Source organism: Gaetbulibacter jejuensis (assembly GCF_039524015.1).
Taxonomy (GTDB): domain Bacteria; phylum Bacteroidota; class Bacteroidia; order Flavobacteriales; family Flavobacteriaceae; genus Gaetbulibacter_B; species Gaetbulibacter_B jejuensis.
In genome coordinates this window covers 345,395-368,410 of record NZ_BAAAGF010000004.1, presented here as the reverse complement: position 1 = coordinate 368,410, position 23,016 = coordinate 345,395, and the positions used below count along the sequence as shown (strand labels likewise).

Sequence of the window (23,016 nt, the reverse complement as noted above, 5' to 3'; positions counted from 1 at the left end):
CAAATACACTTTATCGGTTTTTTTTGCATTTCATGGAGTGTTTTTATATATTTGTATCGCTTTTAATTAATTAGTTAGTCCCAAACTAAAATTTAACCGCTTATGAAAAATTATACTTTCACAGTATGTAAGTACCTTATAATATTATGTGTACTTTTAGTTTCGACTATTACTTTTTCTCAAGATTTCAATGTGCAACATCTTGATAGAAACGTGCCAAGAACAGGAGCTACATCATCAATAACAGCTGTTTCTTCTCTAAATAATGCCTTTGTATTAAATAACAACAACAGATTAGCTCAAGCTGGCAGATCTGACGAAAATTCGTCAACTGCTCCTGGAAGAGATGTATCTGGAGCTATTAGATTAACAGCAACCAATACAGTCACTTATTACAGAGAAGGTAATTCAACTAACAATAACACTAAATTTAACGCATCTGTTTGGGAGTACACAGGGTCTCCAGGAGGTGCTAATGAATTTATAGTTAGAGGTCGATATACAATTACACTAAATGGAGGCACTAACAATGTTACTCAATCTTTAACTGGTATTAGTAACGCTAACGACTGTATTCCTTTTATTACTGGTATTGTAAACAGCGCATCATCGGCTGGTTCAGATTCTGGTTCAGCAATTGCGTATCTTGAAAACGCATCTACAATGCGTGTACAAAAAGGTTCAAATGCTGATAATGTTACTGTTTATATCACTTTGGTAGAATTTACTGGTAGCAATTGGACTATACTTCATGGTGATTCTGGAAGTGTAAATACAGATACTGGTAATATCACTTTACGAACTAATGCTAATGGAAGTTCTGGAGGAACTGCTAGTGTTTCTGATTGGAGCGAAGCTATGATTTTTACGCACCATAGAGGAAATATGAGTGATAATGGTACTGACAATGCTATCGCAGACAACTGGCCAGTTATGAGTCCTGGAGGAAATAACCAAACTGTTTCTTGGGCTTTTCATGGTGATCATGATGCTCAAACCAATGGCAATCGCCAATTTGTTCACGTAGTAAACAACCCAAATATTCAAGTTACAAGATATACTGACACGAGTAATTCTTCTGGAGAAACAAGCATTAATATTTCATCTGCTGGTTTAGGCAGTACTAATGAAGCATTAATCATTGGTACCTCTACCTCTAGTGGCGGTGGTACAGCCTATGGTAGAGGCTGGCGTAATTATTACTTTAACTCAACCACGCAAGCAGCACATTGGGCTCATAGAAGTGGTAATACTATGGCTCATGAGATTCAGGTAGTGAATTTCAGCCCTTCAATTACTTATTGTGCATCATCTGGTAACACCTCATATGAAACTGGAGTTACTAGAGTTGTATTTAACACTATAGACAACAGTGACGGCCCTAATAAAGATATAGGCTACGAAGATTTCACTCATATTTCAACTTCAGTTTCTCAAGGCAATTCATATAACTTAACGATCAATGTTAATACCGATGGAAGCTACTCTGCACATGCAAAAGTTTGGATAGATTGGAACCAAAACGGAAGCTTTGGTGATTCTGGTGAAGAATATGATATGGGTAGCGCATACAATGTTACAAATGGAGCTACAAATAATTCTCCATTGAGTGTAACTGTTCCTATTGGAGCAACAATAGGAAACACAAGAATGCGTGTTTCTGCTAAATATAATTCAGATCCTACATCATGCGAAACTAATTTTGATGGTGAAGTAGAAGACTACACCATAAATATTACTTCAGGTACACCACAACCTGAAATTAACTTAGTTGGAAATGGTAACACCATAAACAACAATGACACAACACCATCGGCTACTGATGACACTGATTTTGGCTCTGAATTTGTATCTGTAGGATCTAATGCAAATACATTTACCATTCAAAACACAGGATCAGCAACTTTAAATTTAACAGACCCTTCTCCCTATATTTCAATTTCCGGATTACATCCTGGAGACTTTGTACTCACCGCAAATCCTTCAGGTTCAATTTCTGCAGGAGGCAGCACCACTTTTACCATAACATTTACTCCTAGTGCTGCAGGCTTAAGAACAGCAATAGTATCTATAGCAAATAACGATAGCGACGAAAACCCATATACTTTTAATATTCAAGGTAATGGGTACACTACTGCTCCAGAAATAAACATACAAGGAAACGGAACAACAATAGTGAGTGGAGACACTACTCCATCTCCTTCTGATAATACTAATTTTGGTAATACTAATGTTACAGGAGGAACTATTGTAAAAACATTTACGATACAAAACAATGGAAATTTACTAGACTTAAATCTTACTGGTAGTTCTCCATATGTATTAATTGGAGGTACCAATGCTAGTGATTTTACAGTAACTTCTATACCTTCTAATACAATTGGTTCTAGTAGCAGTACCACTTTTGATATTACTTTTGACCCAAGTGCAGTAGGTACACGTACAGCTACAGTTACCATAGCTAACAATGATAGTGACGAAAACCCTTACACCTTCAACATTGAAGGATCTGGTTCTACAGCTCCAGGAGGTGTTACTAGCGATTTAGAGTTATGGCTTAAAGGAAATGACGGACTAGGCTATACAGATGGACAAAGCGTTAGTTTATGGATTGACCAAAGTAAAGATAACGATGCTACAGTAAACACGCCAGGTCAAGAACCAACATATTATGACAATCCTTACAGAAATGTAAATTTCAACCCAGTAGTAGAGTTTGACAATACATTTTCATCTTTTAATTTAGATTCTGACTTTTCATACGACAATACCAACACTCAATTTTTAGAAGGTGATGGTGGTCTATACACCCAAGATATGTTTGTGGTATTAATACCTGATGATACAGCTATAAATGACTCCTTTGGGTTTATGGATACTTTTTGTGGAGATGCTGATACTGGCACAAATGAAACTGATGCAACTGGTATAGGTATGGGTGATTATACTGGTCGTGTTTGTAATGAAAGTATTGCTTTTGCTATTGGAACGTATAGCACAGGTGGAAGTTGCCCTAATAGAGATGGATATGCAGTATATGATCAAAACACATCTTATGATAATGTAGGTATTATTAATGCAAGAAACAATACAGCTGTAACACAACAAGAGCTTTATTACAATGCCAACAACATAGAATATGCACAAAATGATGTTGTTGAATTTTTAAATGTAAGTGACTCAAAATATTGGATTGGGCGTAGTGAAGGTTGGGAAGCTACATTAAATGCAAGAGTTTGTGAAATCATCACTTTCTCATCTAGAAAAGACGATGCAAACTTAACACAAGAGCGTAACCGTATTCAATCTTATTTAGCGATTAAGTATGGAATTACTTTAGGAGTTAATGGTACATCTCATGATTATGTAGACAGTGACGGAACTGTAATTTGGGATGTCAATACAGGAACACCTAGTGAAGACGTGTTTAATTATGACATAGCAGGAATTGGGCGTGACGATGCTTCAGATTTATTACAAAAACAATCTAGAAGTGTTAACAATGATTTAGATGGAGGAACCAGAGGTCAAGGTGTTGTTACAATGGGTATATCTAGCATATATGACACAAATAACTTAAACCCTGACACTCAATTACAAGACAAACAATTCTTGATTTGGGGAAATGATGGTGTTGATTTAGATGATCCAGCTGTAATTGTTGATGTTAACATGAGCTCTAGCATAACTCCAGGTTTATCAACTTGGGTACAATTTAACGGAATAGCAAGAACTTGGAAAGTTGTTGAAAGAGGTGGAGACATTCCTTCTGTTGAAGTCGCAATTCTAAGAAGTGCTGTTAGAACAGCTACTCCTCCAGACGGTCGTTATTTAATGTTTATTTCTGACACACCTAATTTTGACCCAACAGCAGATTACAGAGTAATGACTGAAGACGTTAACGAAATTGGCGAGCCAATTGTAAAAGCTAATTATGATTTTGATGGCACTAAATACATTACTTTTGGTTGGGCTCCAGAAAGAGTTTACACCAGATCAGTTTACTTTAACGGAAGTACAGACTACATAGATATGGAAGACGCTGTAGACCTTAATTCTTCTGAATTTACAATATCTGCATGGATAAACAGAGAATCTGGATCAAACAACACATCAATTCTTTCTAAAAGAAATGAACCATTTACTGAAGGTTATGATTTTAAAATATCAAGTTCAGGAAGGTTAAATGTTATATGGGAAAATGGAGGATCAACACAGCAACTTTCATCCACCCAACCAATTCCAGAAGATGAATGGCATCATGTTGCCATTATTTATGGATCTGGTACTGCAACACTATATATTGATGGAGTAAGGGATTCATCCTTTAGTAGAACTGCTCCAATACCTACAACACAATCATTCTATATTGGAGCTGCAAACAAAAATACTCCTACAGCTTTCTTTAGAGGTAATATTGATGAAGTTAGAATATGGGATGTAGCACTTACCGAAGACCAATTACGATTTGTAATGAATCAAGAAATAGAAAACAACTCTAGTTTTGTTGGTGGGTCTTACTTTATTAGTCGAGGAATTACTCCTACCAAAAACGACATTGGTACAGTGCCATGGTCTAGCTTAGCTGCCTACTACCCAATGACTAGATATACGTACACAAACACTAAGGATGAATCTGGTAATGGTAATCAAGGTGCATTAAGACATCTAAGAACTGTAGATAGACAAACAGCTCCACTTCCTTATATATCTAATAACAATGGAAGCTGGGACACTAATAACACATGGTTAAATGGATCATTACAATATGCTCCTGGTTCAGTTTCAGCAATGGATAATACCCAAACTATCGATTGGAATATTGTAGAAACTTCTCACAATATAACTATGGATAACAGCTCTCTTCCTTCAGGAAAAAGCAACAACAGATTATTATTAGGTCTTTTTGTTGATAACAATGAACTGACTGTAACAGGGAACAACACGACACATACAGGAAATGGTGTAACAGTAACGCATTATTTATCTATAGGAAATGGTCAACCAAATGCTAAAATTGACCTTGAAGGTGAGTCGCAATTAATACAAACTATAGATAGTGACCTTGATGTACAAAGTGAAGGTACTTTAGAACGCGACCAACAAGGAACTGCTGATACCTTTACATACAACTACTGGTCATCTCCTGTTGGAACTGGAAGTTCAGTTACAAACAATAATAGCTATACTGTATCAGATGTTATGTATAACGATAATGGCGCAAACCCAATAGTCTTTACTTCTTCAGGATATGATGGATCTAACACCTCACCTGCAGTAACAATTGCTGATTATTGGATTTGGAAATTTGCTAGTCAAGCTTCAGGAGATTATTCATCGTGGCAGCATGTACGTCAATCTGGTAACTTATTAGCAGGTGAAGGGTTTACTATGAAAGGACCTGGTTCTGGTTCAATATTAACCGACCAAAACTATACGTTCTTAGGAAAACCTAACAATGGAGATATTGGGTTTAGTGGCACAAACGACCTAGACCTAGCGGTTAACAACGACTACTTAGTTGGTAACCCTTACCCTTCTGCCATTGACGCAGTTCAGTTTATTAACGATAATGGCTCAACAATTACAGGAACATTATACTTCTGGGAACATTGGGGAGGAGGCTCTCACGTACTATCTGAATACCAAGGTGGTTATGCTACTTTAAACCTTTCAGGTGGCTTACCAGCTTCTTCTTACGGAACAAACGATCCTGATGTTGGTACTGGTGGTACGCCTGTAAAACGTCCAGGACGATATATTCCTGTAAGTCAAGGATTCTTCGTATCAGCTGATGCTGGTGGAAAAATCAATTTCAATAACGGTCAACGTATTTACCGAATTGAAGACGGAACTTACGATGGAGAAAGTGGGTCACAATCAGTATTTGTGAGACAATCAAGTTCATCGGATAGCGACTATGATGTAACAACTAATTCTGTTGACAGCTCTGACGACAGATTAAAACTAAGACTTGGGCTTAACTCTGTTAATACCATTAGAAGACAGCTGTTACTTACAATTGATGAAAACGCAACTTTAGATATTGATTGGGGTTACGATGGAAAGATAAATGAAAACCAAATTGATGATATGTTCTGGATGATTGAAGGCGAAAAATATCTTATACAAGGTAGTAATGAAGCTAACGAAGATACAGTATATCCATTAGGTATAAAGGTTGAAACTGATGGTATGAACACCATTACTATTGATGCGTTACAAAACGCTCCAGAAGACTTAACAGTTTACATTCACAACAAGATAACAGACGCTTATCATAACTTAAGCGAAGGCGATTTTAATTTTTATTTGGATGCTGGAGAACATCTAGACACTTATGAAATAACCTTTAGCGCAGAAGACTCTGCATTGGGTATTGAAGATAATGAATTGAATCTAGTAGATGTTTATTATGATAACACTTCCAAAACCATTGTTTTACTAAACCCTGGATTACTAGAAGTTAAACATATGGAAATGCTAAACATTTTAGGGCAATCTATTACAACAATTGACAATATATCTCAGAGCAACAATTCTGAGTATGAAGTTAAGAACTTAAGTACAGGAACTTATATTATTAAAATTCATACTGTGAGCGGTTCAGTATCAAAGAAAGTTTTAGTTAAATAATTTCTCCCAAATCTTTAAAATCTTAACTAAATAAAAAGCCCTGAGAAATCAGGGCTTTTTTTATTGTAAAGTAGTAATTAAATCTTCAAGCGATAGCTGCTGCTGTTCGCCATTAGCCATATTTTTAAGCGTAAAAGTATTGCTACTCATTTCAGACTCACCAACAAGCACAACGTAAGGTACTGCTCTTTTGTTGGCATAATTCATTTGCTTTTTCATTTTAGCAGCATCAGGATACAACTCTGCATTAATACCATGAGCTCTTAATACTTTTATTGCTTTTAAACAGGTTAACGCTTCAGCTTCTCCAAAATTAATACAAAGCACTTTTATACTTTCTGATATGGTTTCAGGAAATAAATTAAGTTCTTCAAGTACCAGATAAATTCTATCTAAACCAAAACTAATCCCTACTCCACTCACATCTTTAAGTCCAAATATTCCGGTAAGGTCGTCGTATCTTCCTCCTCCACCAATAGAACCCATCTTTACACCTTCTGGAGCTGACACTTCAAAAATAGCTCCTGTGTAATAGTTAAGTCCTCTTGCTAAAGTAACGTCTAATTGCAAGTTGGCAGTTTGTAATTTTAATTCTGAAACTGCTGTATTGATAAACTCCAGTTCTTCAATACCTCTTTTACCTTCTTCAGAAACCGAAAGAATAGCTTTTAGTGCTTCAATTTGTTCTGAGAAATCGCCTTGCAATTCAAAAAGCGGTTGTAGTTTTTCAATACCTTCTTTAGAAATACCTTTACTAAGCATTTCCTCTTTTACCTTCTCCTCTCCTATTTTATCAAGTTTATCTAGAGCTACCGTAAAATCAATGAGTTTATCTTGCGCTCCAATAACCTCTGCGATACCTGAAAGTATTTTACGGTTATTGATTTTTATAGTCACTCCTTCTAGCTTTAAAGCCGAAAATACTGCATCATATAATTGTACAAACTCCACTTCTTGCCAAAGAGATTGCGATCCAACAACATCAGCATCGCATTGGTAAAACTCTCTAAAACGTCCTTTTTGCGGTCTATCTGCCCTCCAAACTGGTTGCATTTGGTAGCGCTTAAACGGAAAGTCAATTTCGTTTTGGTGTTGCACTACATAACGCGCAAATGGCACTGTAAGGTCATAACGAAGGGCTTTTTCGGAGATATAAGGTGTAAGTTTATTAGAATCTTTATCTAAATAATATTTATTATCAACCTTTGACAAATAATCCCCAGAATTCAAAATCTTAAAAATCAATCGGTCGCCTTCATCACCATATTTACCCATTAAGGTGTCAGAGTTTTCAAAACTTGGTGTTTCAATAGGTTGAAACCCGAAGTGCTGAAACTGTGCTTTTATAGTGTCAAAAATATAATTGCGTTTTGCTACCTCTATTGGGTTAAAATCTCTTGTGCCTTTTGGTATACTAGGTTTTTGTGCCATGTTAACTTTCTGCGAAAGCAGAAATCTTTTTTAGTGAAACTTTATAATTATTATTGTCATTTAGAGCACAATCATCTAATTCTACCTTATAATTTAGTGTCTGCTTGCGTAAACAAACTCTTCGACAGGCTCAGTGTGACAGATGAAATCCATGTAAATTCATTTCATTCAGCACAAAAATATTATATTTTTATAGGCAATGCCAAGTTATTTCAAATTTATAGTAACTTTATTGTGCTTTTGTAGTCTTATACTATAACATAACCCTTTACATGATATCTTAATTTATGTTTTCACTCGCTAAAGAGAATATAAAAATTGCTTTTGACTCTATAAGAACCCAGTTACTACGTACTATTTTAACTATACTTATTATTGGTATTGGTATTATGGCTTTGGTAGGTATTTTAAGTAGTGTATCGGCTTTAGAGAATACTATTTCTAGTGATTTTTCTTCAATGGGAGCCAACACATTTAACTTGCAGCGTTACGAGTTTAACGCACAACGACAAAGTGGTGGCGAACGTCAAAAAATAAACCCTATTATTAGTTATAGAGATGTAAAGGCGTTTGAAGACGCTTATGATTTTCCTTACACCAGAACGTCTATTTCATTTTTTGGCACTTCAACTGCAGAAGCAAAACACGAAAACTTAAAAACAGATCCTGAAGTAGCGGTTTTAGGTGTTAATGAGCATTACATCCAAAATTCGGGTCTTGAAATAGAAAAAGGAAGAGCTTTAAATTATTTTGATGTACACAACAATAACAACGTATGTGTTATTGGTAGCGATTTAGAAAAAGCACTATTAAGCGATGTTAACCCTATTAACAAAACCATAAGTGTTAGAGGTGCAAAATTTAAAGTGATAGGTGTGCTAAAATCTAAAGGGTCTACATTTGGAAACAACCAAGACTTACGAATGCTCATTCCGTTACAAAAAGCAAGAAGTATATTTACTAGCCCTAATATTAATTACGGTTTAAGCGTTAAAGTTGACAAAAAAGATTTCTTACAAGGTGCACAAGACGAAGCCATCTTATTGTTTAGAAACATTAGAGGTCTTAATCCTATTGAAGAGAATAACTTTGGAATAGAACGTAGCGATGACCTTATTAATCGTATTGGTGAAATGACCAAATACCTTTACTTGGCTGCTTGGATAATAAGTATTGTTACCATTTTTGGGTCATCAATAGCACTAATGAATATTTTATTTGTTTCGGTTTCTGAGCGTACTCGTGAAATTGGAGTTAGAAAAGCTTTAGGTGCTAAACGAAAAACAATAGCGTTTCAATTTTTTATGGAAGCCATTATCATTGGACAACTAGGTGGTATTTTAGGTATTATTCTAGGTACGTGTATTGGGTTGATAGTAGCAACAGTAGCTAAATTTCAATTTGCTATACCTTGGTTAGCGATGTTTAGTGCATTCACTATTGCATTTGTTGTAGCTATAGTTTCAGGATTACTACCAGCTGTTAAAGCAGCAAAACTGGATCCTGTAGAGTCTTTGAGGTATGAATAATTTTTAACTGTTAGCTGTTAGCTGTTAGCTGTTAGCTGTTAGCTGTTAGCTGTTAGCTGAAAAATAAAGAAATCTATTTACTTCTTTATTAGGTTCTCGAAATACCTATATAAATCACCTTTAGTAATTACGCCTCCTTGTTGTATTAATTTAAATTTATCTAAGGCTTTGTCTTCAGTATAAGTCTTTTTTGCAGTGAGTAACTCAACATCATCAGACAAGAGGTTGTTTCTAAACCAGTCAAAACCTTCGCTTGTTGTTAAGTCAGTAGTCTCATTTTTAATTTTAATAGCAATTAGTTCCATTTCGTTCTCTTTAAGATGAAACAAATGCATTTGCTGAGGCGATATATGCTCTAGGTAATTAACTTTAGTCAACACACCTTCCCAAACCAAATCACTAAACACATCTAACTCTTGTTCGGCTACTTCAGGTTTATTAACCTTTATGTCTGCCCATTCATCTGCAGTGATAGATTGGGTTGCTAAAAAGTTTATAAACTCTTTATGGAGTTCTTCAAATTGTTCTTTAGTAAGTCTAGCGTATTTCATTGCTAATGTTTTTTGTAATTAAAAAGCCCCAACATAGTTGAGGCTTTTAAAGATATTATTTTTGAATATTAAGCTTCTGCTACAACTTCAAACGGTAAATCTACAGTTACGTCTCTGTGAAGTCTGATTACAGCTTCGTATTGACCTAAACGCTTGATGTTACCACCATTGATAGAAATGTATTTCTTTTCAATAGCATGTCCTTGGTTATTTAAAGCATTAGCAAGGTCTATATTAGTAATAGAACCAAATAATTTATCACCAGCAGTTGCACCAGCACCAGCTTTAGCAGCGATTTTAATTTCTAATCCTTTAAGTAACTCTGCAGTTTTGTTAGCTTCTTCAATAATTGACTTTTCTTTGAAAGCTCTTTGCTTTAAAGTTTCAGCTAATACTTTTTTAGCTGAAGCTGTTGCCATAACAGCATGTCCTTGAGGAATCAAAAAGTTTCTACCATAACCGTTCTTAACTGTTACAATATCGTCTTTAAATCCTAAATTTTCAACGTCTTGTTTTAATATAAGTTCCATAGTTATGTTATTTTATTTTAATAAATCTGCTACATAAGGCATCAACGCAAGGTGACGCGCTCTTTTTACTGCTACAGATACTTTTCTTTGGTATTTTAAAGAAGTTCCTGTTAAACGTCTTGGTAATAACTTACCTTGCTCGTTTACAAAACTTAATAAGAAATCTGGGTCTTTATAATCGATGTATTTGATTCCAGACTTTTTAAAACGACAATATTTTTTCGTTTTAGAGGTATCTATATTTAATGGAGTTAAATATCTAATTTCTCCATCTTTTTTTCCTTTTGCTTGTTGTTCAATTGAAGACATAATTTACGCTTTTTGTTTGTTTCTAGTTCTTCTCTTTTCAGCCCAAGCAATAGCATGCTTGTCTAATTTCACTGTTAAATAACGCATAAAACGCTCATCACGTCTAAATTCTAATTCTAACGGAGAAATTACTTCGCCATCTACAGTGTACTCAAATAAGTGGTAAAATCCACTTTTTTTGTTTTGAATTGGGTAAGCTAATTTTTTTAAGCCCCAATCTTCTTTGGCTATCATCTTCGCTCCTTTAGAAACAAGAAAATCTTCGTATTTCTGTACTGTTTCCTTTATCTGAGTCTCAGATAAAACGGGATTTAAGATGAAAACAGTTTCATAATGGTTCATATAAATATAATTTTATAATTAAAAATGGGTGCAAAAATAACTATTATTTCTAATTCTGGCAACATTTTTGAAAGGAAAAATGCAGTTATCGTAATAGTGTTAAAATTTTGTTAAAAGAAACACTTTACCGATGTTTTTTGGTTTTTATCCGAATTTTTCGTACTATTGTCGATATCTTAACCTAAAATATAATAATGTTATGACTTTAAATTGTGTAGTAGTTGATGATTCTGCAATCCAACGATTATCTATTGTAAAGTTAATTGAGAACCACTCCTCACTTAACCTTATTGCAGAATATAGTAGTGCTTTAGAAACAAAAAACGGATTAAATACTCATAAGGTAGACCTTATCTTTTTAGATATTGAAATGCCTGTTTTAAATGGTTTTGAACTTTTAGACGTACTTAACAACAAACCCCAAATTATTTTCGTTACAGGAAAAACAGAATACGCATTTAAGGCTTTCAATTATGATGCTACTGATTATCTGCAAAAACCAATCACTAGAGAACGTTTTAACACTTCTGTTGAAAAAGCATTAGAACAGCATAAATTAAAGCTAGATTTTAATGAAACTGATGGCGAGCACATCTTTGTTAAAAGTAACCTTAAAAAACGTAAGGTATACATTAAAGATATAAAATGGATTGAAGCTCTTGGTGACTATGTAAAATTAGTAACCGAAGAAAATAGCTTAGTAGTATTATCTACAATGAAAGCTTTTGAAAAAGAACTACCTGAAGGTAAGTTTTTAAGAATTCATAAATCGTATATCGTAAATCTTGACAAAGTAGACCGATTTAACAGTAAGAATGTTGAAGTTGGAGCTTATGAAATTCCTTTAAGTAGAAATAAAAAGACACAACTTGTTGATGCGTTAAACAACATTTAAACTTTAATAATTATCGACATTTAAAACTACTCTTACAGGTCTAAAATCTTTAACACTTTGGAAGCTATTATTAATTTTAATAATAGCTTCTTTAGTTTTTGATAGTGACTGTTTTGGTGGTATTTTCACCAAAATGTTTTTATGATATAAATTTCTAATCCTAGACACAGGAGGAAACTCAGGCCCTAACACATTATCCCTAAAAACTTGTCGTAATGATTTTGTATACCAGTCGGCTGCAAAATTGACTTTATTAAAATCTCTATGCTTCAGTGTAATTTTAATAAGCCTATACAATGGTGGATATTTATAATTATGTCTATCATTCATTTGCTCATTAAACATCTCCACATAATTATTGGTAGAGACTTGCTGTAAAATACGATGATAAGGATTATAAGTTTGAATGAGTACTTTTCCTCGCTTATCGGTTCTTCCTGCTCTACCTGCAACTTGTAACATTAATTGAAAACTGCGCTCATGCGCTCTAAAATCAGGAAAATTAAGCATATTATCAGCATTCATGATTCCTACAAGCTTTACATTTCTAAAATCCAATCCTTTGGTAAGCATTTGTGTTCCTACCAAAATATCTATTTCCTGTTGCTCTAAAGCTGTAATTATTTTTTCATAACCATATTTTCCTCTGGTTGTATCCAAATCCATACGAGCTACTTTATGGTTAGGAAACAACGCTTTCACCTCTTCTTCTACTTGCTCAGTGCCAAATCCTTTACTATCAATTTCTACACTTCCACAAGCTTGACATTGCTGCTGCATTGCCATGTGATAGCCACAGTAATGACAACGTAATTCATTTTTATATTGGTGAAAGGTTAAACTCACGTCACAGTTTGGACATTGTGGTGAATGCCCACAGGTATTACACTCAACAATTGGAGAAAACCCTCTTCGGTTTTGAAACAATATAATTTGATGACCTTCTTCAAGCGTTTCGGTCATTTCTTCAATCATTCTATCACTAAAATGACCATTCATACGCTTTCTTTTGTGCTTATCTTTAATATCGATTAGCTCAACATCTGGCATCATCACATTATTGTAACGCTGATTCAGCTCTACAAAACCATACTTATTTTGCATTGCATTGTAATAGCTCTCCAGACTTGGTGTTGCTGAACCTAGAAGTGTTTTTGCTTTAAACATGTTTGCCAAAACAATAGCTGTATCTCTTGCATGATACCTTGGCGCAGGATCAAATTGTTTATAGGATTGCTCGTGTTCTTCATCTACGATAATTAATCCTAGATTATGAAATGGTAGCAATACCGAAGACCGAGCTCCTAAAATTACTTGTGCTTTTGGTGAATTGTCTAACATATTATTCCACACCTCAACACGCTCGTTAACCGAATACTTGGAGTGAAATACCGATACTTGTTCGCCAAAATAGTTTTGCAGCCTATTTACCAGTTGGGTTGTTAAAGCAATTTCTGGCAACAAATACAATACTTGTTTGTTTTGTTTTAAAACCTCTTCAATGAGCTTGACATAAATTTCAGTTTTACCTGAAGAAGTTACACCATGCAACAGTGTTATATTTTGGCTTTGAAAAGACTGTTCTATTTGTTCTAACGCTTTTTCCTGGTGTTCGTTTAATTGTTTTGAGCTTTCATTTTCTTCACCTTCATATTGTACTCTATCGGTTTGAATAAAATACTCTTCGAGAATATCTTTATCTATTAAAGCTTTTACAATAGTTGAAGACGCGCCACTTTGATTGGTTAAATCTGAAACTTTAACTGGCTTTTTGGTTTGTGCAGAAATTGAAAACAAGGCTAACACAACTTCTTTTTGTTTGCGCGCTCTTCCTAATTCTTCTAGCAAATTTTGAAGTGCTTTTTCTGAAGAAAAACTAGAATGTAATTTTACATAACGAACTAGTTTAGGCTTGTACTTTTCATAAATTTCTTCTTCAACAGTAATTGCATTTTTTTCGAGTAAACGCTTTATAACAGGAAGTACATTTTTTTTATCTAAAATAGACATCAAATCCTGAATCTTTAATGATGACTGATGATGTAAAGCCTCATAAACCAAAAACTCATCGTCTTTTAAGTCTTCATCATTAACAACCCTATCTTTATTTTTTGTGATTATAGTTTCACTTTCCAACAAAAATGCACTTGGTAATGCTGCACGCATAACTTCACCTACCGAACACATATAATATCTAGAAATCCAATGCCAATGTTGTAATTGAGTTTGCATAACTACAGGTGTTTCATCGAGTATTTGATGAATGTCTTTAGCCTCATAAACCACTGGAGCAATATTGTGAACACTATGCACTATAGCTGTGTAAATTTTAGATTTACCAAAAGGCACAGACACACGCATACCAGGCTTTAAAAAATTGGCTTCGGCTTCAGTAATACTATACGTAAATAGTTTTTCTAAAGGAATTGGAAGTATGACGTCTATAAAATTTGGCATAAGCCAAAGGTAAACTGTTTACTGAAAATAAACACTTATTTTTAAAACACTTTAGTTAATCATTTTTAATGTTGTACTTTCTCAACACATGTAGGGAAGCATTAAGTTCATAACCCAATAATAAAATATTAGAATTTAACCATAAATACAATAACAGTATTAACAAAGCTCCAATAGAACCATAGAGTTCATTGTATTGCGAAAAGTTATTTATGTAAATACCAAAAAGGTAAGACGTTGATATTATTAATAAAGTGGTTAATAATGCGCCTATCGAGAAGAAACGAGATTTTCTACCTTCTTTAGTTCCAAAATAGTACAAAGTAGCTGTTGCTAAATACACCATTAAAACAAAAAACATGTATTTTGCAAACACAATCCATCCCAAACCTGAGTCACTCTCTAAGACATCTTTACCTGTAATGCCTTGGTATATGGGTTGTATCACATAAATTTGAAAGTATCCAAACACCGCAACGGTTAGCAGTACTAAAAATGCTAAGATTAAAGCAATCCCTAGTGCGTAGAGGTATTGCTGAAACACATTTCTTGTGAGTTGTTCATGATAAGAATTTTCAAAACCAGAAAACACTGCATTTACGCCATTTGCCATTAGTAACATAGACAATAAAAAAACCGATGATAACAAACCTGCTCCTCCACTTCCGCTAATGTTTTCAAAAATATTTGAGAAGAAAAAATCTGATGTTTGAGGAGGTAAAAACGAATTTAGAAACTGCTCAAACTTAATTTGAAAATCGTCAATAGGAATGTATGGAATTACAATAATGACAAACAGTAAAAACGGGAAAATAGCAGTAAAAAAACTAAAAGCAATTGCACTTGCTCTTGTTGTTAGAGCGCCTTTAACAATTCCCATAAAGTAAAGCTCCATCAAATCATAAACAGATAAGCCTTCAAGACCTGGCAATTTTATCTGTTTTAAAAACCTAACAAGCAGGTTGATTACTGGTAACTTTTCAAGTTTATCTTCAATGGGTTTGGTCACGTTTTGCTATTTAAGATTATTATCTTACTCTACTGCTTTTAAACTTAAATCCATGTTATAAACTGAGTGCGTCAATGCGCCTGATGAAATATAATTAACACCACAAAGTGCATATTGCCTAACAGTTTTTTCGTTGATACCACCAGAAGATTCTGTTAAACATTTATCTCCTATTAGCTTTACAGCTTTTTTAGTGTCTTCAAAATTAAAGTTGTCAATCAAAATTCGGTAAACACCATCACTTTGCAAGATTTCTTTAATTTCATCAAGATTTCTAGCTTCAACAATTATTTTTAAATCTCTTCCTGTGTCTTCTAAATATTGCTTGGTTTTTTCTATAGCTTTAGTAATTCCTCCTGCAAAATCAATATGGTTATCCTTAAGCATAATCATGTCATAAAGAGCAAACCTATGGTTTTCACCTCCACCAATTTTTACAGCCCATTTTTCAAGAGCTCTAATTCCTGGTGTTGTTTTTCGAGTATCTAAAATTTTGGTTCCTGTACCTTCAAGTAAGTCTACAAACTGTTTTGTTTTGGTTGCAATAGCACTCATACGTTGCATAGAGTTAAGCACAAGTCGTTCTGCCTTTAAAATAGATTGCGAAGACCCTTCAACATAAAACACAATGTCTCCCTTTTTTACATTACGTCCATCGTTGATAAATGTTTGCACTTTTAAGTTTTTATCTACATGCTTAAATATAAGTTTCGCAAACTCTACACCAGCTATTATCCCATTATCTTTAACCAGTAGTTTAGCTTTTCCTTTAGCTGTAAGTGGAATACATGCTAGTGAGCTATGGTCACCATCACCAACATCTTCTCTTATGGCATTGGTAATAATTATTTCTATTTCTTTATGGAATTGAGCTTCGCTTATCATTTTTTTGTTATTTTGAACTATACGAAAATATAGTATTTTTAATAGAAATATTCTAATGTCTTTAAAAAAAATAGTTTTAATTTTTGCTGCGTTTTTTAGTCTGCCTTCTTCATTTTCTCAAACCAAAATTTATTTAGATGAAAATTTAGGGTTAATTGATAAAGCAACCTACAACAAAAAATGCGATTCATTCTTATTTAATTGCCAAACCATTAAGAATGATTCCATGACAGGATATTTAGTTTTTGAAAATTATAAATTTGGAAAACTTAATACCAAAGATTACCAACAAGTTTTAGGAGTACTAAAACGTGATTCTGAAATTTTAGAATTAGATGACAAAACACTAATTATCACTTACAGAGATAACCTTCTGAATCATTTACACTATAGACAAATGCACCCAAACCATCAAATCACAAAAGACAATTATCACATAAAGGCAAAAGAATATATTTCTGATCAAAAAAAATGTATAGAAAAAGCTACGTCAAACAACAGAGTTCGACTCTATTTTTACAGAAGCTTTGCTGGTTATTTTTACGACACTGAAACTTTTAATTGGAAGCAAATATCTCAGCTACTTAACAAGCTTTTCTTCTACAACAATCAAGACAGTATGCTTATATTAAAACCAAATGGTCATTATTTTTATTTTACTGAAATCAATCAGAAATTTATTTTAGAACTTCTTGACACTAATGATTGGACTCCCTATATTGAAGCACTTGAAAATGCTAAAACTAAAAACACAAAAACACCTAAAGGGTTTTTAAAAAATTTAAGAATAAACTCATTGAACAGTTCTAAAAAAAACAACAAATATAAATGCTATTTTTATGGTAATATTTAATCAATAAATCTCAAATGAAGTTCAATTTATTTATTTGTCTATTCTTTACACTTAACATTAGCTTATGTTTCTCGCAAGAGAGTAAATTCTATGATGAAAATTCTAAAGAAATTGAATCCTTAGAGTTTTACAAAAAATGCAATAGACTAGCCTATAAATGCCTAAGACAATCAACAGATACTCTAGATATATATAAAGTTACCCTTAAATATGACTTTGGTAAAATAGAACCTGAAGAGTATGAACAAGTTTATAAACTATTAATAAAAGACACTACAAAAAGTAACCAAATTATCATTGTAAAATACATTGATAAACTTTATAGTTTTGAAACCCAAAAAAAATTGCATGACAGTCACGTAAGACTACCCGACTCTGTGCAAGATTTATTGAAAAATCGTTATCGAACAAGCCAATTCAAGCTTACTGAAACATCTCATAATAAGACTATAAAAAAAAGTATAAAAAAGTCTAAAAAATGTAAAAAGAAATTTGAAAAGAAACACCCAGTAAACATCAATTACATGTATAATCTTGACCAAAATCTTGCTGAAAAGTATAAGGATATAGATTTAATACAAAACAAAGGCATCTTAAAACTTAAATTCCTCACTAACGTCTCACAGTTTAACTTACTAATATTAAAACCAAATGGAGAATATCTTTTAAGTGGTGGTCATCTTAGTGATAAAAGTATAAAGGAGTTAATTACTAATGATGATTGGAGTATTTACAAAAACGATTTGCAAACAACCATAGATAAGTATATTATTAATGGGTTTGGAATATTTGAAAAACATAACGTTTATTACCACAAAGACCACTGTTTCTAATGACCATAAAACTATTAGCCATAGGCAAAACAGATAGTAAAGCGCTTCAATCATTAATTGACGAGTACACAAAGCGCCTTGGGTTCTATATTAAGTTTGAGCTTGAAATTATACCAGATATCAAAAACTCAAAAAACCTAAGCGAAACACAGCAAAAGCAAAAAGAAGGCGAACTTATTTTAAACAAACTTAACCCAACAGATGTATTAATTTTACTTGACGAAAAAGGAAAACAACTAGATTCTGTTGCTTTTGCCAATTACTTACAAAAACACATGAACTCAGGCATTAAGCAGCTTGTATTTGTAATTGGTGGACCTTATGGATTTTCAGAAGAAGTTTACAGCAAAGCAGCAGGCAAACTGTCTTTATCTAAAATGACTTTTTCGCATCAAATGGTGCGATTATTTATAGTTGAACAACTCTATAGAGGTTTTACTATTTTAAGAAACGAACCTTACCACCATAGATAAAAAAAGATGCCAAATGGCATCTTTTTTTATCTGTTCTTGCTTTATTTACAAGTTGTTTTTCTTTTATGCTTAGTTAATAATAGAGAGTTTACTATTGTAAAACCTGATATAAGGAACAAAAACATATATTTCCAATTATCATGATCTTTAAACAAAAATGAATTAACAAGTATTAAAGCTGCCCAAACAATTGCGTTTATAAGTATTATTTTTCTCATACTTATAGGACGTCAAAAACAACAAAATGTTACAAAGACTACTCTAAGCCCAAACTTTTAATGTATGCTTTATTGTTTGATGGTCGACCTAAAAACTCTTCTACAACCTCATTAACAGGTCTTTGACTTCCGTTGCTAAGTATTAATTTTCTGTATTTAACTCCAGTTTCTTGATCTCTCAATCCGTTTTCCTCAAAAACTGTAAACATATCTTGCGCATACACTTCAGACCACAAGTAACCATAATAGTAAGTTGGGTGTGTATTAATGTGAATCCAGCTTGCTTGAGGATGTGTTCCTTCAACATACCAATCCATTACATTCATTTCAGCATCAATATCTTTCCATAACTGGTCTGTATCTAATGGTTGATTTGGATCATATTTATCGTATAAATTCATATCATAAATACAACGTCTTAATGATCCTTGTGCTGAAAGACCTGAAGATACATTTTTTGCGTTTACCATATTATCAAACAACTCTTTAGGAAAAACCTCTCCAGTTTTATAATGTTTTGCAAACGAACTTAAGATGTCGTAATCCCAAGTCCAGTTTTCAAAAATTTGAGACATAGCTTCAACAAAATCAGACTTTGTACCTTCTTGTAAGCTATATTCACCTTCGTAAGACATAGAATCCATTATATGTCCAAACTCGTGAAACAAAGTATTTAATTCATTATGACTTAACAATGAAGGCATTGTTTCGGTTGGTTTTGTAAAGTTTCCTAATAACATCGCTACAGGAACTTCATAACCTTCAGCTGTTTGTTTTCCTGATGAAAGAGGTACACAGTAAAACCACGACTCTTTATTTGGTCTTGGATATAAATCTAAATAAAAGCGTCCTTTCAATTTATCTCCTTCATACACTTTATAAGCTTCAACGTCTTCATGCCATACTGTAGCAGTTTCATCTTTTTTAAACTCAAGACCTAATAGCTCTTGATAAATATCAAACAATCCACCTAAACACGCATCCATTGGTAAATATTCGCGTATTTTTTCGTTGTCTACTTTATAGTTGTTTTTTAATATTTCGTTTTTATAAAAACTTAAATCCCAAGAATTAATAGGCAAGCTCTCATCAATTCCAAAAGCTTTAGCTCGTTGTGCTTTTAAAACCTCTATATCGTTAATTGCTTTCTCTTTAGATTCCGCTACTAAACCGTTAACAAACTCCCAAACATTTTCAGGGTTTTTAGCCATTTTATTTACTAAGTTATATTCGGCAAATGAGTTATAACCCATTAGCTGTCCTAATTCATAACGCTTTTTAACCAACTGCTCTAACACATCAAGGTTTTTATCTGCTCCTCTATTTGCATAAAGTTTATCAAATTCTTTTCTAGTAGATTCTTCAACTGCATTATCCATAACAGGACCTCTAGTTGAAGACATTACTGGAATTTCGTAACCTGCTTCGGTTTTATACGTTGCTTTAAAACTTTCAGGTAAACCTTTAGCTCCTTTTTCATCTAGCTTTAATACCAAATCTGCAGTATTCATGTTTGTAGAATACTGAGATGTCAAATCAGTAATTTCAGATCGTAAAGCTTTATATCTTTCAAGTTTTGCTTCGTCAAGATTAACACCAGATTGCTCAAAATTTTCAATCACACCATCAACAAATCGCTTTTTACGCTTTTCTAATTGTGTGTAGGCATCAGAATCCTTAAACTTCTTTAACTGTGCAAACAACGCTTTGTCTGCTCCTAACACAGTCATTAATGAGTCTATCTTTTGTGAAGATGCTAAACCTTTTGCTCTTGTTATTGAATCGGTTGAAGTCCAGTACATCAAAAACGCATTACTATACGCTTTGGACAATTCATTGCTAACACCATCGTAAGCTTCAAATGTATTAGCTAATGTAGGAGTGCTTCCTTTTTTAATCTCTTCAATAACTTGTACAGAGTTGTCAATAGTAACATCTACATACTCTTCAATAGCAGCTCCTGTTACATTTGCAAAATCAAACGGTTGATTTAATTCTACATTAAATGGATTATCGGCTGATAGTTCTTTTTGTGGTTTTTCTTCTTTATCGGAACAACTCATAAGTAATATTAGTGAAAATGAGTAAACTAGTTTTTTCATAAAAAATGTGTTATTGTTTCAACAAAGATAACATTCAAAAACTATTATTTACTGTTAAAAATCCATACAGGTATTCTGTTTTTGTTTCAACGTATATAATTGTACTTTTGGTTGAAATTAAACACTAAGAAATGCAACTTGTATTTGCCACCAACAACCTTAACAAACTCAACGAAGTACAAAAGCTTATTCCTGATACTATACAATTATTAAGTTTAAAAGATATAGGTTGTTTTGAAGACATTCCTGAAACTCAAGACACCATTGAAGGCAATGCGATACAAAAAGCCGAATACGTTAAGCAACATTATGGTTATGATTGTTTTGCTGACGATACTGGTTTAGAAGTTGAAGCTTTACAAGGTGCTCCTGGAGTATTTTCGGCACGTTATGCAGGGCCACAACGTGATGCAAACGACAATATGGATAAGTTACTACTGAACTTAAAAGACAAGCCTAACAAAAACGCTCATTTTAAAACCGTTATTGCTTTAGTATTAAATGGGACTCTAAACACCTTTACTGGTATTTGTGAAGGTTGCATTACCGAAACCAAATATGGTGATTCTGGTTTTGGTTACGATCCTATTTTTAAAGCTAACGGTTATGACAAGACCTTTGCCGAAATAACTCTGGAAGAAAAAAACAGTATTGGACATAGAGGAAAAGCTGTTTCCCAATTGATTTCTTTTTTAAACAACCACTAAAACGCTATCTAGTGCTAGTTTTAAAAAATCATAAAATTTAGACTTCTTTAGAAAAGAATAGAAAAATTGCGTATACTAGTCCAAGCCAAAAAATAAGATTATGAACTATTTTAAAATTATCGCTTCAATATTATGTATCTCAATGATTACTTTGAGTTCTTGTAAAGACAAAGCTAAACCTACCACTTCTCAAGACACTGAAGCAACCACAAAAACATCAGAAGCACCTGAAAAAAAGAAAATTACTGCTGCTAATTTTTTCCACTACATCTGTAGTAGTGGTTGTATTAATGGAGCTGCTGTTGCTGGAAATTGCAGTAACTGCGGAAGCGTGTTAGAGCATAATCAAGCTTATCACAATAACACGAATAATTCAACAACACATAACACTCCTAACACCAATACTCCTGCTACAACTTTACCTATAACCACACCTACAACAACACAAAAAACCGAACCAAGTCAAAATGCAAATGGTGTATGGCATTACACTTGTAATAATGGTTGTGCTGGAGGAGCTGGTGCAGCTGGAAGCTGTAGTAACTGTGGTAATGCTTTAGCTCACAACAGTGCTTATCACCAATAAAAGACAACCGTTTTAAACGTCTATATACTAAAAAAATCCAGCCAACGCTGGATTTTTTTTTACCTATAATTCGGTTTGATTATTTAATTACTGAGTTTTTTGCTTTCTCTATAGCTTCAGCATATTTTGCATCTGCAGTTTTATCAACCATTCCAATAAACATTAAAGAGGTTTCATCATCAATTCCCATGCAGTACATTTCAACATTAAGATCAGAGCCTTCTGCTTCAGTAGTTCCTTTCATGTATAAAACCTTTACACCATTAATTTCAGTTTCACCTTTATCTTTAATATCCATTTTGTCACCTACATCATTTTTCATTTTTTCTTTTGAAGTCTCATAATCTTCAGGTGTTAGCATAGCCATGATAACAGCTTTTGGATCTTCAGAGACATAGGCGTTTGTGCTTACCTTACTAAATAATTCGGTATTCACATCCATTTCAATAGTTTGGCTCATTAACTCCATCATTCGAGTCATCTTCTCTTGGTCTGTATCAGACATCGTTGTTTCTTGAGCTTGAACATTAAATGCCATAAATAACATGGCAAATACAATACATAATTTCTTCATAGTTATAGTTTAAAGAACCGAATATAACAAAACCAATAGTCATAAAAGACGTTAATGATTTATTTTTTAAACTTAATGTTCAACAACACATTAACT

18 protein-coding genes are annotated in these 23,016 nt (G+C 33.4%); 8 read left to right on the top strand and 10 right to left on the bottom strand.

The annotated features are described in order from the left end of the window. Positions 1–102 precede the first annotated feature (102 nt). Positions 103–6,636, top strand: a complete 6,534-nt coding sequence (locus ABD011_RS13710) for a DUF8202 domain-containing protein (RefSeq protein ID WP_343799135.1) — start codon at positions 103–105, stop codon at positions 6,634–6,636. 60 nt (positions 6,637–6,696) lie between these two features. On the opposite strand, the gene hisS is transcribed toward ABD011_RS13710, so the two are convergent. Further along, positions 6,697–8,067, bottom strand: a complete 1,371-nt coding sequence (gene hisS, locus ABD011_RS13705) for a histidine--tRNA ligase (RefSeq protein ID WP_343799133.1) — start codon at positions 8,065–8,067, stop codon at positions 6,697–6,699. Between the two features lie 287 nt (positions 8,068–8,354). Between hisS and ABD011_RS13700 the strand changes: the two genes are divergently transcribed. Continuing rightward, positions 8,355–9,596 (top strand): ABC transporter permease, encoded by a 1,242-nt coding sequence (locus tag ABD011_RS13700; RefSeq protein ID WP_129761358.1) that lies wholly within the window; start codon positions 8,355–8,357, stop codon positions 9,594–9,596. A 77-nt stretch (positions 9,597–9,673) separates the two neighbouring features. On the opposite strand, the gene ABD011_RS13695 is transcribed toward ABD011_RS13700, so the two are convergent. From ABD011_RS13695 to rpsF, 4 genes are all read right to left on the bottom strand, one after another. Further along, entirely contained in the window at positions 9,674–10,147 is a 474-nt protein-coding gene (locus ABD011_RS13695) for a DUF6495 family protein (protein WP_131508509.1), read from the bottom strand. Positions 10,148–10,215: 68 nt separating this feature from the next. Continuing rightward, a complete protein-coding gene (gene rplI / locus ABD011_RS13690) occupies positions 10,216–10,677 on the bottom strand; it encodes a 50S ribosomal protein L9 (protein ID WP_129761356.1) in 462 nt (153 codons plus the stop codon). Positions 10,678–10,689: 12 nt separating this feature from the next. Next, positions 10,690–10,989 carry a 30S ribosomal protein S18 gene (gene rpsR, locus ABD011_RS13685; RefSeq protein ID WP_187347862.1) on the bottom strand — a complete coding sequence of 100 codons (300 nt, stop codon included), beginning with the start codon at positions 10,987–10,989 and terminating at the stop codon, positions 10,690–10,692. Next, complete coding sequence (rpsF, locus tag ABD011_RS13680) at positions 10,990–11,328, bottom strand: 30S ribosomal protein S6 (RefSeq protein ID WP_129761354.1); 339 nt, start codon at positions 11,326–11,328, stop codon at positions 10,990–10,992. Between the two features lie 199 nt (positions 11,329–11,527). Between rpsF and ABD011_RS13675 the strand changes: the two genes are divergently transcribed. Further along, on the top strand, positions 11,528–12,223 hold the full coding sequence (locus tag ABD011_RS13675) for a LytR/AlgR family response regulator transcription factor (protein ID WP_129761353.1): 696 nt from the start codon (positions 11,528–11,530) through the stop codon (positions 12,221–12,223). A gap of 3 nt (positions 12,224–12,226) precedes the next feature. On the opposite strand, the gene priA is transcribed toward ABD011_RS13675, so the two are convergent. Genes priA through nadC form a run of 3 tightly spaced genes read right to left on the bottom strand, consistent with a single transcriptional unit; the run spans position 12,227 to position 16,574 of the window. After that, on the bottom strand, positions 12,227–14,680 hold the full coding sequence (gene priA / locus ABD011_RS13670; protein WP_343799127.1) for a replication restart helicase PriA: 2,454 nt from the start codon (positions 14,678–14,680) through the stop codon (positions 12,227–12,229). A 55-nt stretch (positions 14,681–14,735) separates the two neighbouring features. After that, positions 14,736–15,689, bottom strand: a complete 954-nt coding sequence (locus tag ABD011_RS13665; protein WP_129761346.1) for a YihY/virulence factor BrkB family protein — start codon at positions 15,687–15,689, stop codon at positions 14,736–14,738. Positions 15,690–15,713: 24 nt separating this feature from the next. After that, positions 15,714–16,574 (bottom strand): carboxylating nicotinate-nucleotide diphosphorylase, encoded by an 861-nt coding sequence (nadC, locus tag ABD011_RS13660; protein WP_343799125.1) that lies wholly within the window; start codon positions 16,572–16,574, stop codon positions 15,714–15,716. Positions 16,575–16,629: 55 nt separating this feature from the next. Between nadC and ABD011_RS13655 the strand changes: the two genes are divergently transcribed. From ABD011_RS13655 to rlmH, 3 genes are read left to right on the top strand one after another with little or no spacing between them, the layout of a single operon-like run. Further along, positions 16,630–17,427 (top strand): hypothetical protein, encoded by a 798-nt coding sequence (locus ABD011_RS13655; RefSeq protein ID WP_343799123.1) that lies wholly within the window; start codon positions 16,630–16,632, stop codon positions 17,425–17,427. 14 nt (positions 17,428–17,441) lie between these two features. Beyond that, positions 17,442–18,260, top strand: coding sequence for a hypothetical protein (locus ABD011_RS13650; protein WP_343799121.1), 819 nt, complete (start codon positions 17,442–17,444; stop codon positions 18,258–18,260). After that, positions 18,260–18,733 (top strand): 23S rRNA (pseudouridine(1915)-N(3))-methyltransferase RlmH, encoded by a 474-nt coding sequence (gene rlmH, locus ABD011_RS13645; RefSeq protein WP_343799119.1) that lies wholly within the window; start codon positions 18,260–18,262, stop codon positions 18,731–18,733. The genes ABD011_RS13650 and rlmH overlap by 1 nt, the downstream gene beginning before the upstream one ends. 256 nt (positions 18,734–18,989) lie before the next feature. Here rlmH and ABD011_RS13640 read toward each other — a convergent pair whose 3' ends face one another. Next, complete coding sequence (locus ABD011_RS13640) at positions 18,990–21,053, bottom strand: M3 family metallopeptidase (protein WP_343799117.1); 2,064 nt, start codon at positions 21,051–21,053, stop codon at positions 18,990–18,992. A gap of 131 nt (positions 21,054–21,184) precedes the next feature. On the opposite strand from ABD011_RS13640, the gene ABD011_RS13635 reads away from it, so the two are divergent. Continuing rightward, positions 21,185–21,760, top strand: a complete 576-nt coding sequence (locus ABD011_RS13635; RefSeq protein WP_343799115.1) for a non-canonical purine NTP diphosphatase — start codon at positions 21,185–21,187, stop codon at positions 21,758–21,760. 100 nt (positions 21,761–21,860) lie between these two features. Next, the gene (locus tag ABD011_RS13630) at positions 21,861–22,346 is read left to right on the top strand and encodes a hypothetical protein (protein ID WP_343799113.1); all 486 of its coding nucleotides are present in this window, start codon (positions 21,861–21,863) and stop codon (positions 22,344–22,346) included. Positions 22,347–22,425: 79 nt separating this feature from the next. Here the strand turns inward: ABD011_RS13630 and ABD011_RS13625 are convergent, their stop codons facing one another. Further along, the gene (locus ABD011_RS13625; RefSeq protein WP_343799111.1) at positions 22,426–22,920 is read right to left on the bottom strand and encodes a hypothetical protein; all 495 of its coding nucleotides are present in this window, start codon (positions 22,918–22,920) and stop codon (positions 22,426–22,428) included. Between the last annotated feature and the right edge of the window lie 96 nt (positions 22,921–23,016).

Coding starts and splice junctions, on each gene's coding strand:
- ABD011_RS13710 (WP_343799135.1), top strand. CDS start 103: ATGAAAAATTATACTTTCACAGTATGTAAGTACCTTATAATATTATGT.
- hisS (WP_343799133.1), bottom strand. CDS start 8,067: ATGGCACAAAAACCTAGTATACCAAAAGGCACAAGAGATTTTAACCCA.
- ABD011_RS13700 (WP_129761358.1), top strand. CDS start 8,355: ATGTTTTCACTCGCTAAAGAGAATATAAAAATTGCTTTTGACTCTATA.
- ABD011_RS13695 (WP_131508509.1), bottom strand. CDS start 10,147: ATGAAATACGCTAGACTTACTAAAGAACAATTTGAAGAACTCCATAAA.
- rplI (WP_129761356.1), bottom strand. CDS start 10,677: ATGGAACTTATATTAAAACAAGACGTTGAAAATTTAGGATTTAAAGAC.
- rpsF (WP_129761354.1), bottom strand. CDS start 11,328: ATGAACCATTATGAAACTGTTTTCATCTTAAATCCCGTTTTATCTGAG.
- ABD011_RS13675 (WP_129761353.1), top strand. CDS start 11,528: ATGACTTTAAATTGTGTAGTAGTTGATGATTCTGCAATCCAACGATTA.
- priA (WP_343799127.1), bottom strand. CDS start 14,680: ATGCCAAATTTTATAGACGTCATACTTCCAATTCCTTTAGAAAAACTA.
- nadC (WP_343799125.1), bottom strand. CDS start 16,574: ATGATAAGCGAAGCTCAATTCCATAAAGAAATAGAAATAATTATTACC.
- ABD011_RS13655 (WP_343799123.1), top strand. CDS start 16,630: ATGTCTTTAAAAAAAATAGTTTTAATTTTTGCTGCGTTTTTTAGTCTG.
- ABD011_RS13650 (WP_343799121.1), top strand. CDS start 17,442: ATGAAGTTCAATTTATTTATTTGTCTATTCTTTACACTTAACATTAGC.
- rlmH (WP_343799119.1), top strand. CDS start 18,260: ATGACCATAAAACTATTAGCCATAGGCAAAACAGATAGTAAAGCGCTT.
- ABD011_RS13640 (WP_343799117.1), bottom strand. CDS start 21,053: ATGAAAAAACTAGTTTACTCATTTTCACTAATATTACTTATGAGTTGT.
- ABD011_RS13635 (WP_343799115.1), top strand. CDS start 21,185: ATGCAACTTGTATTTGCCACCAACAACCTTAACAAACTCAACGAAGTA.
- ABD011_RS13630 (WP_343799113.1), top strand. CDS start 21,861: ATGAACTATTTTAAAATTATCGCTTCAATATTATGTATCTCAATGATT.
- ABD011_RS13625 (WP_343799111.1), bottom strand. CDS start 22,920: ATGAAGAAATTATGTATTGTATTTGCCATGTTATTTATGGCATTTAAT.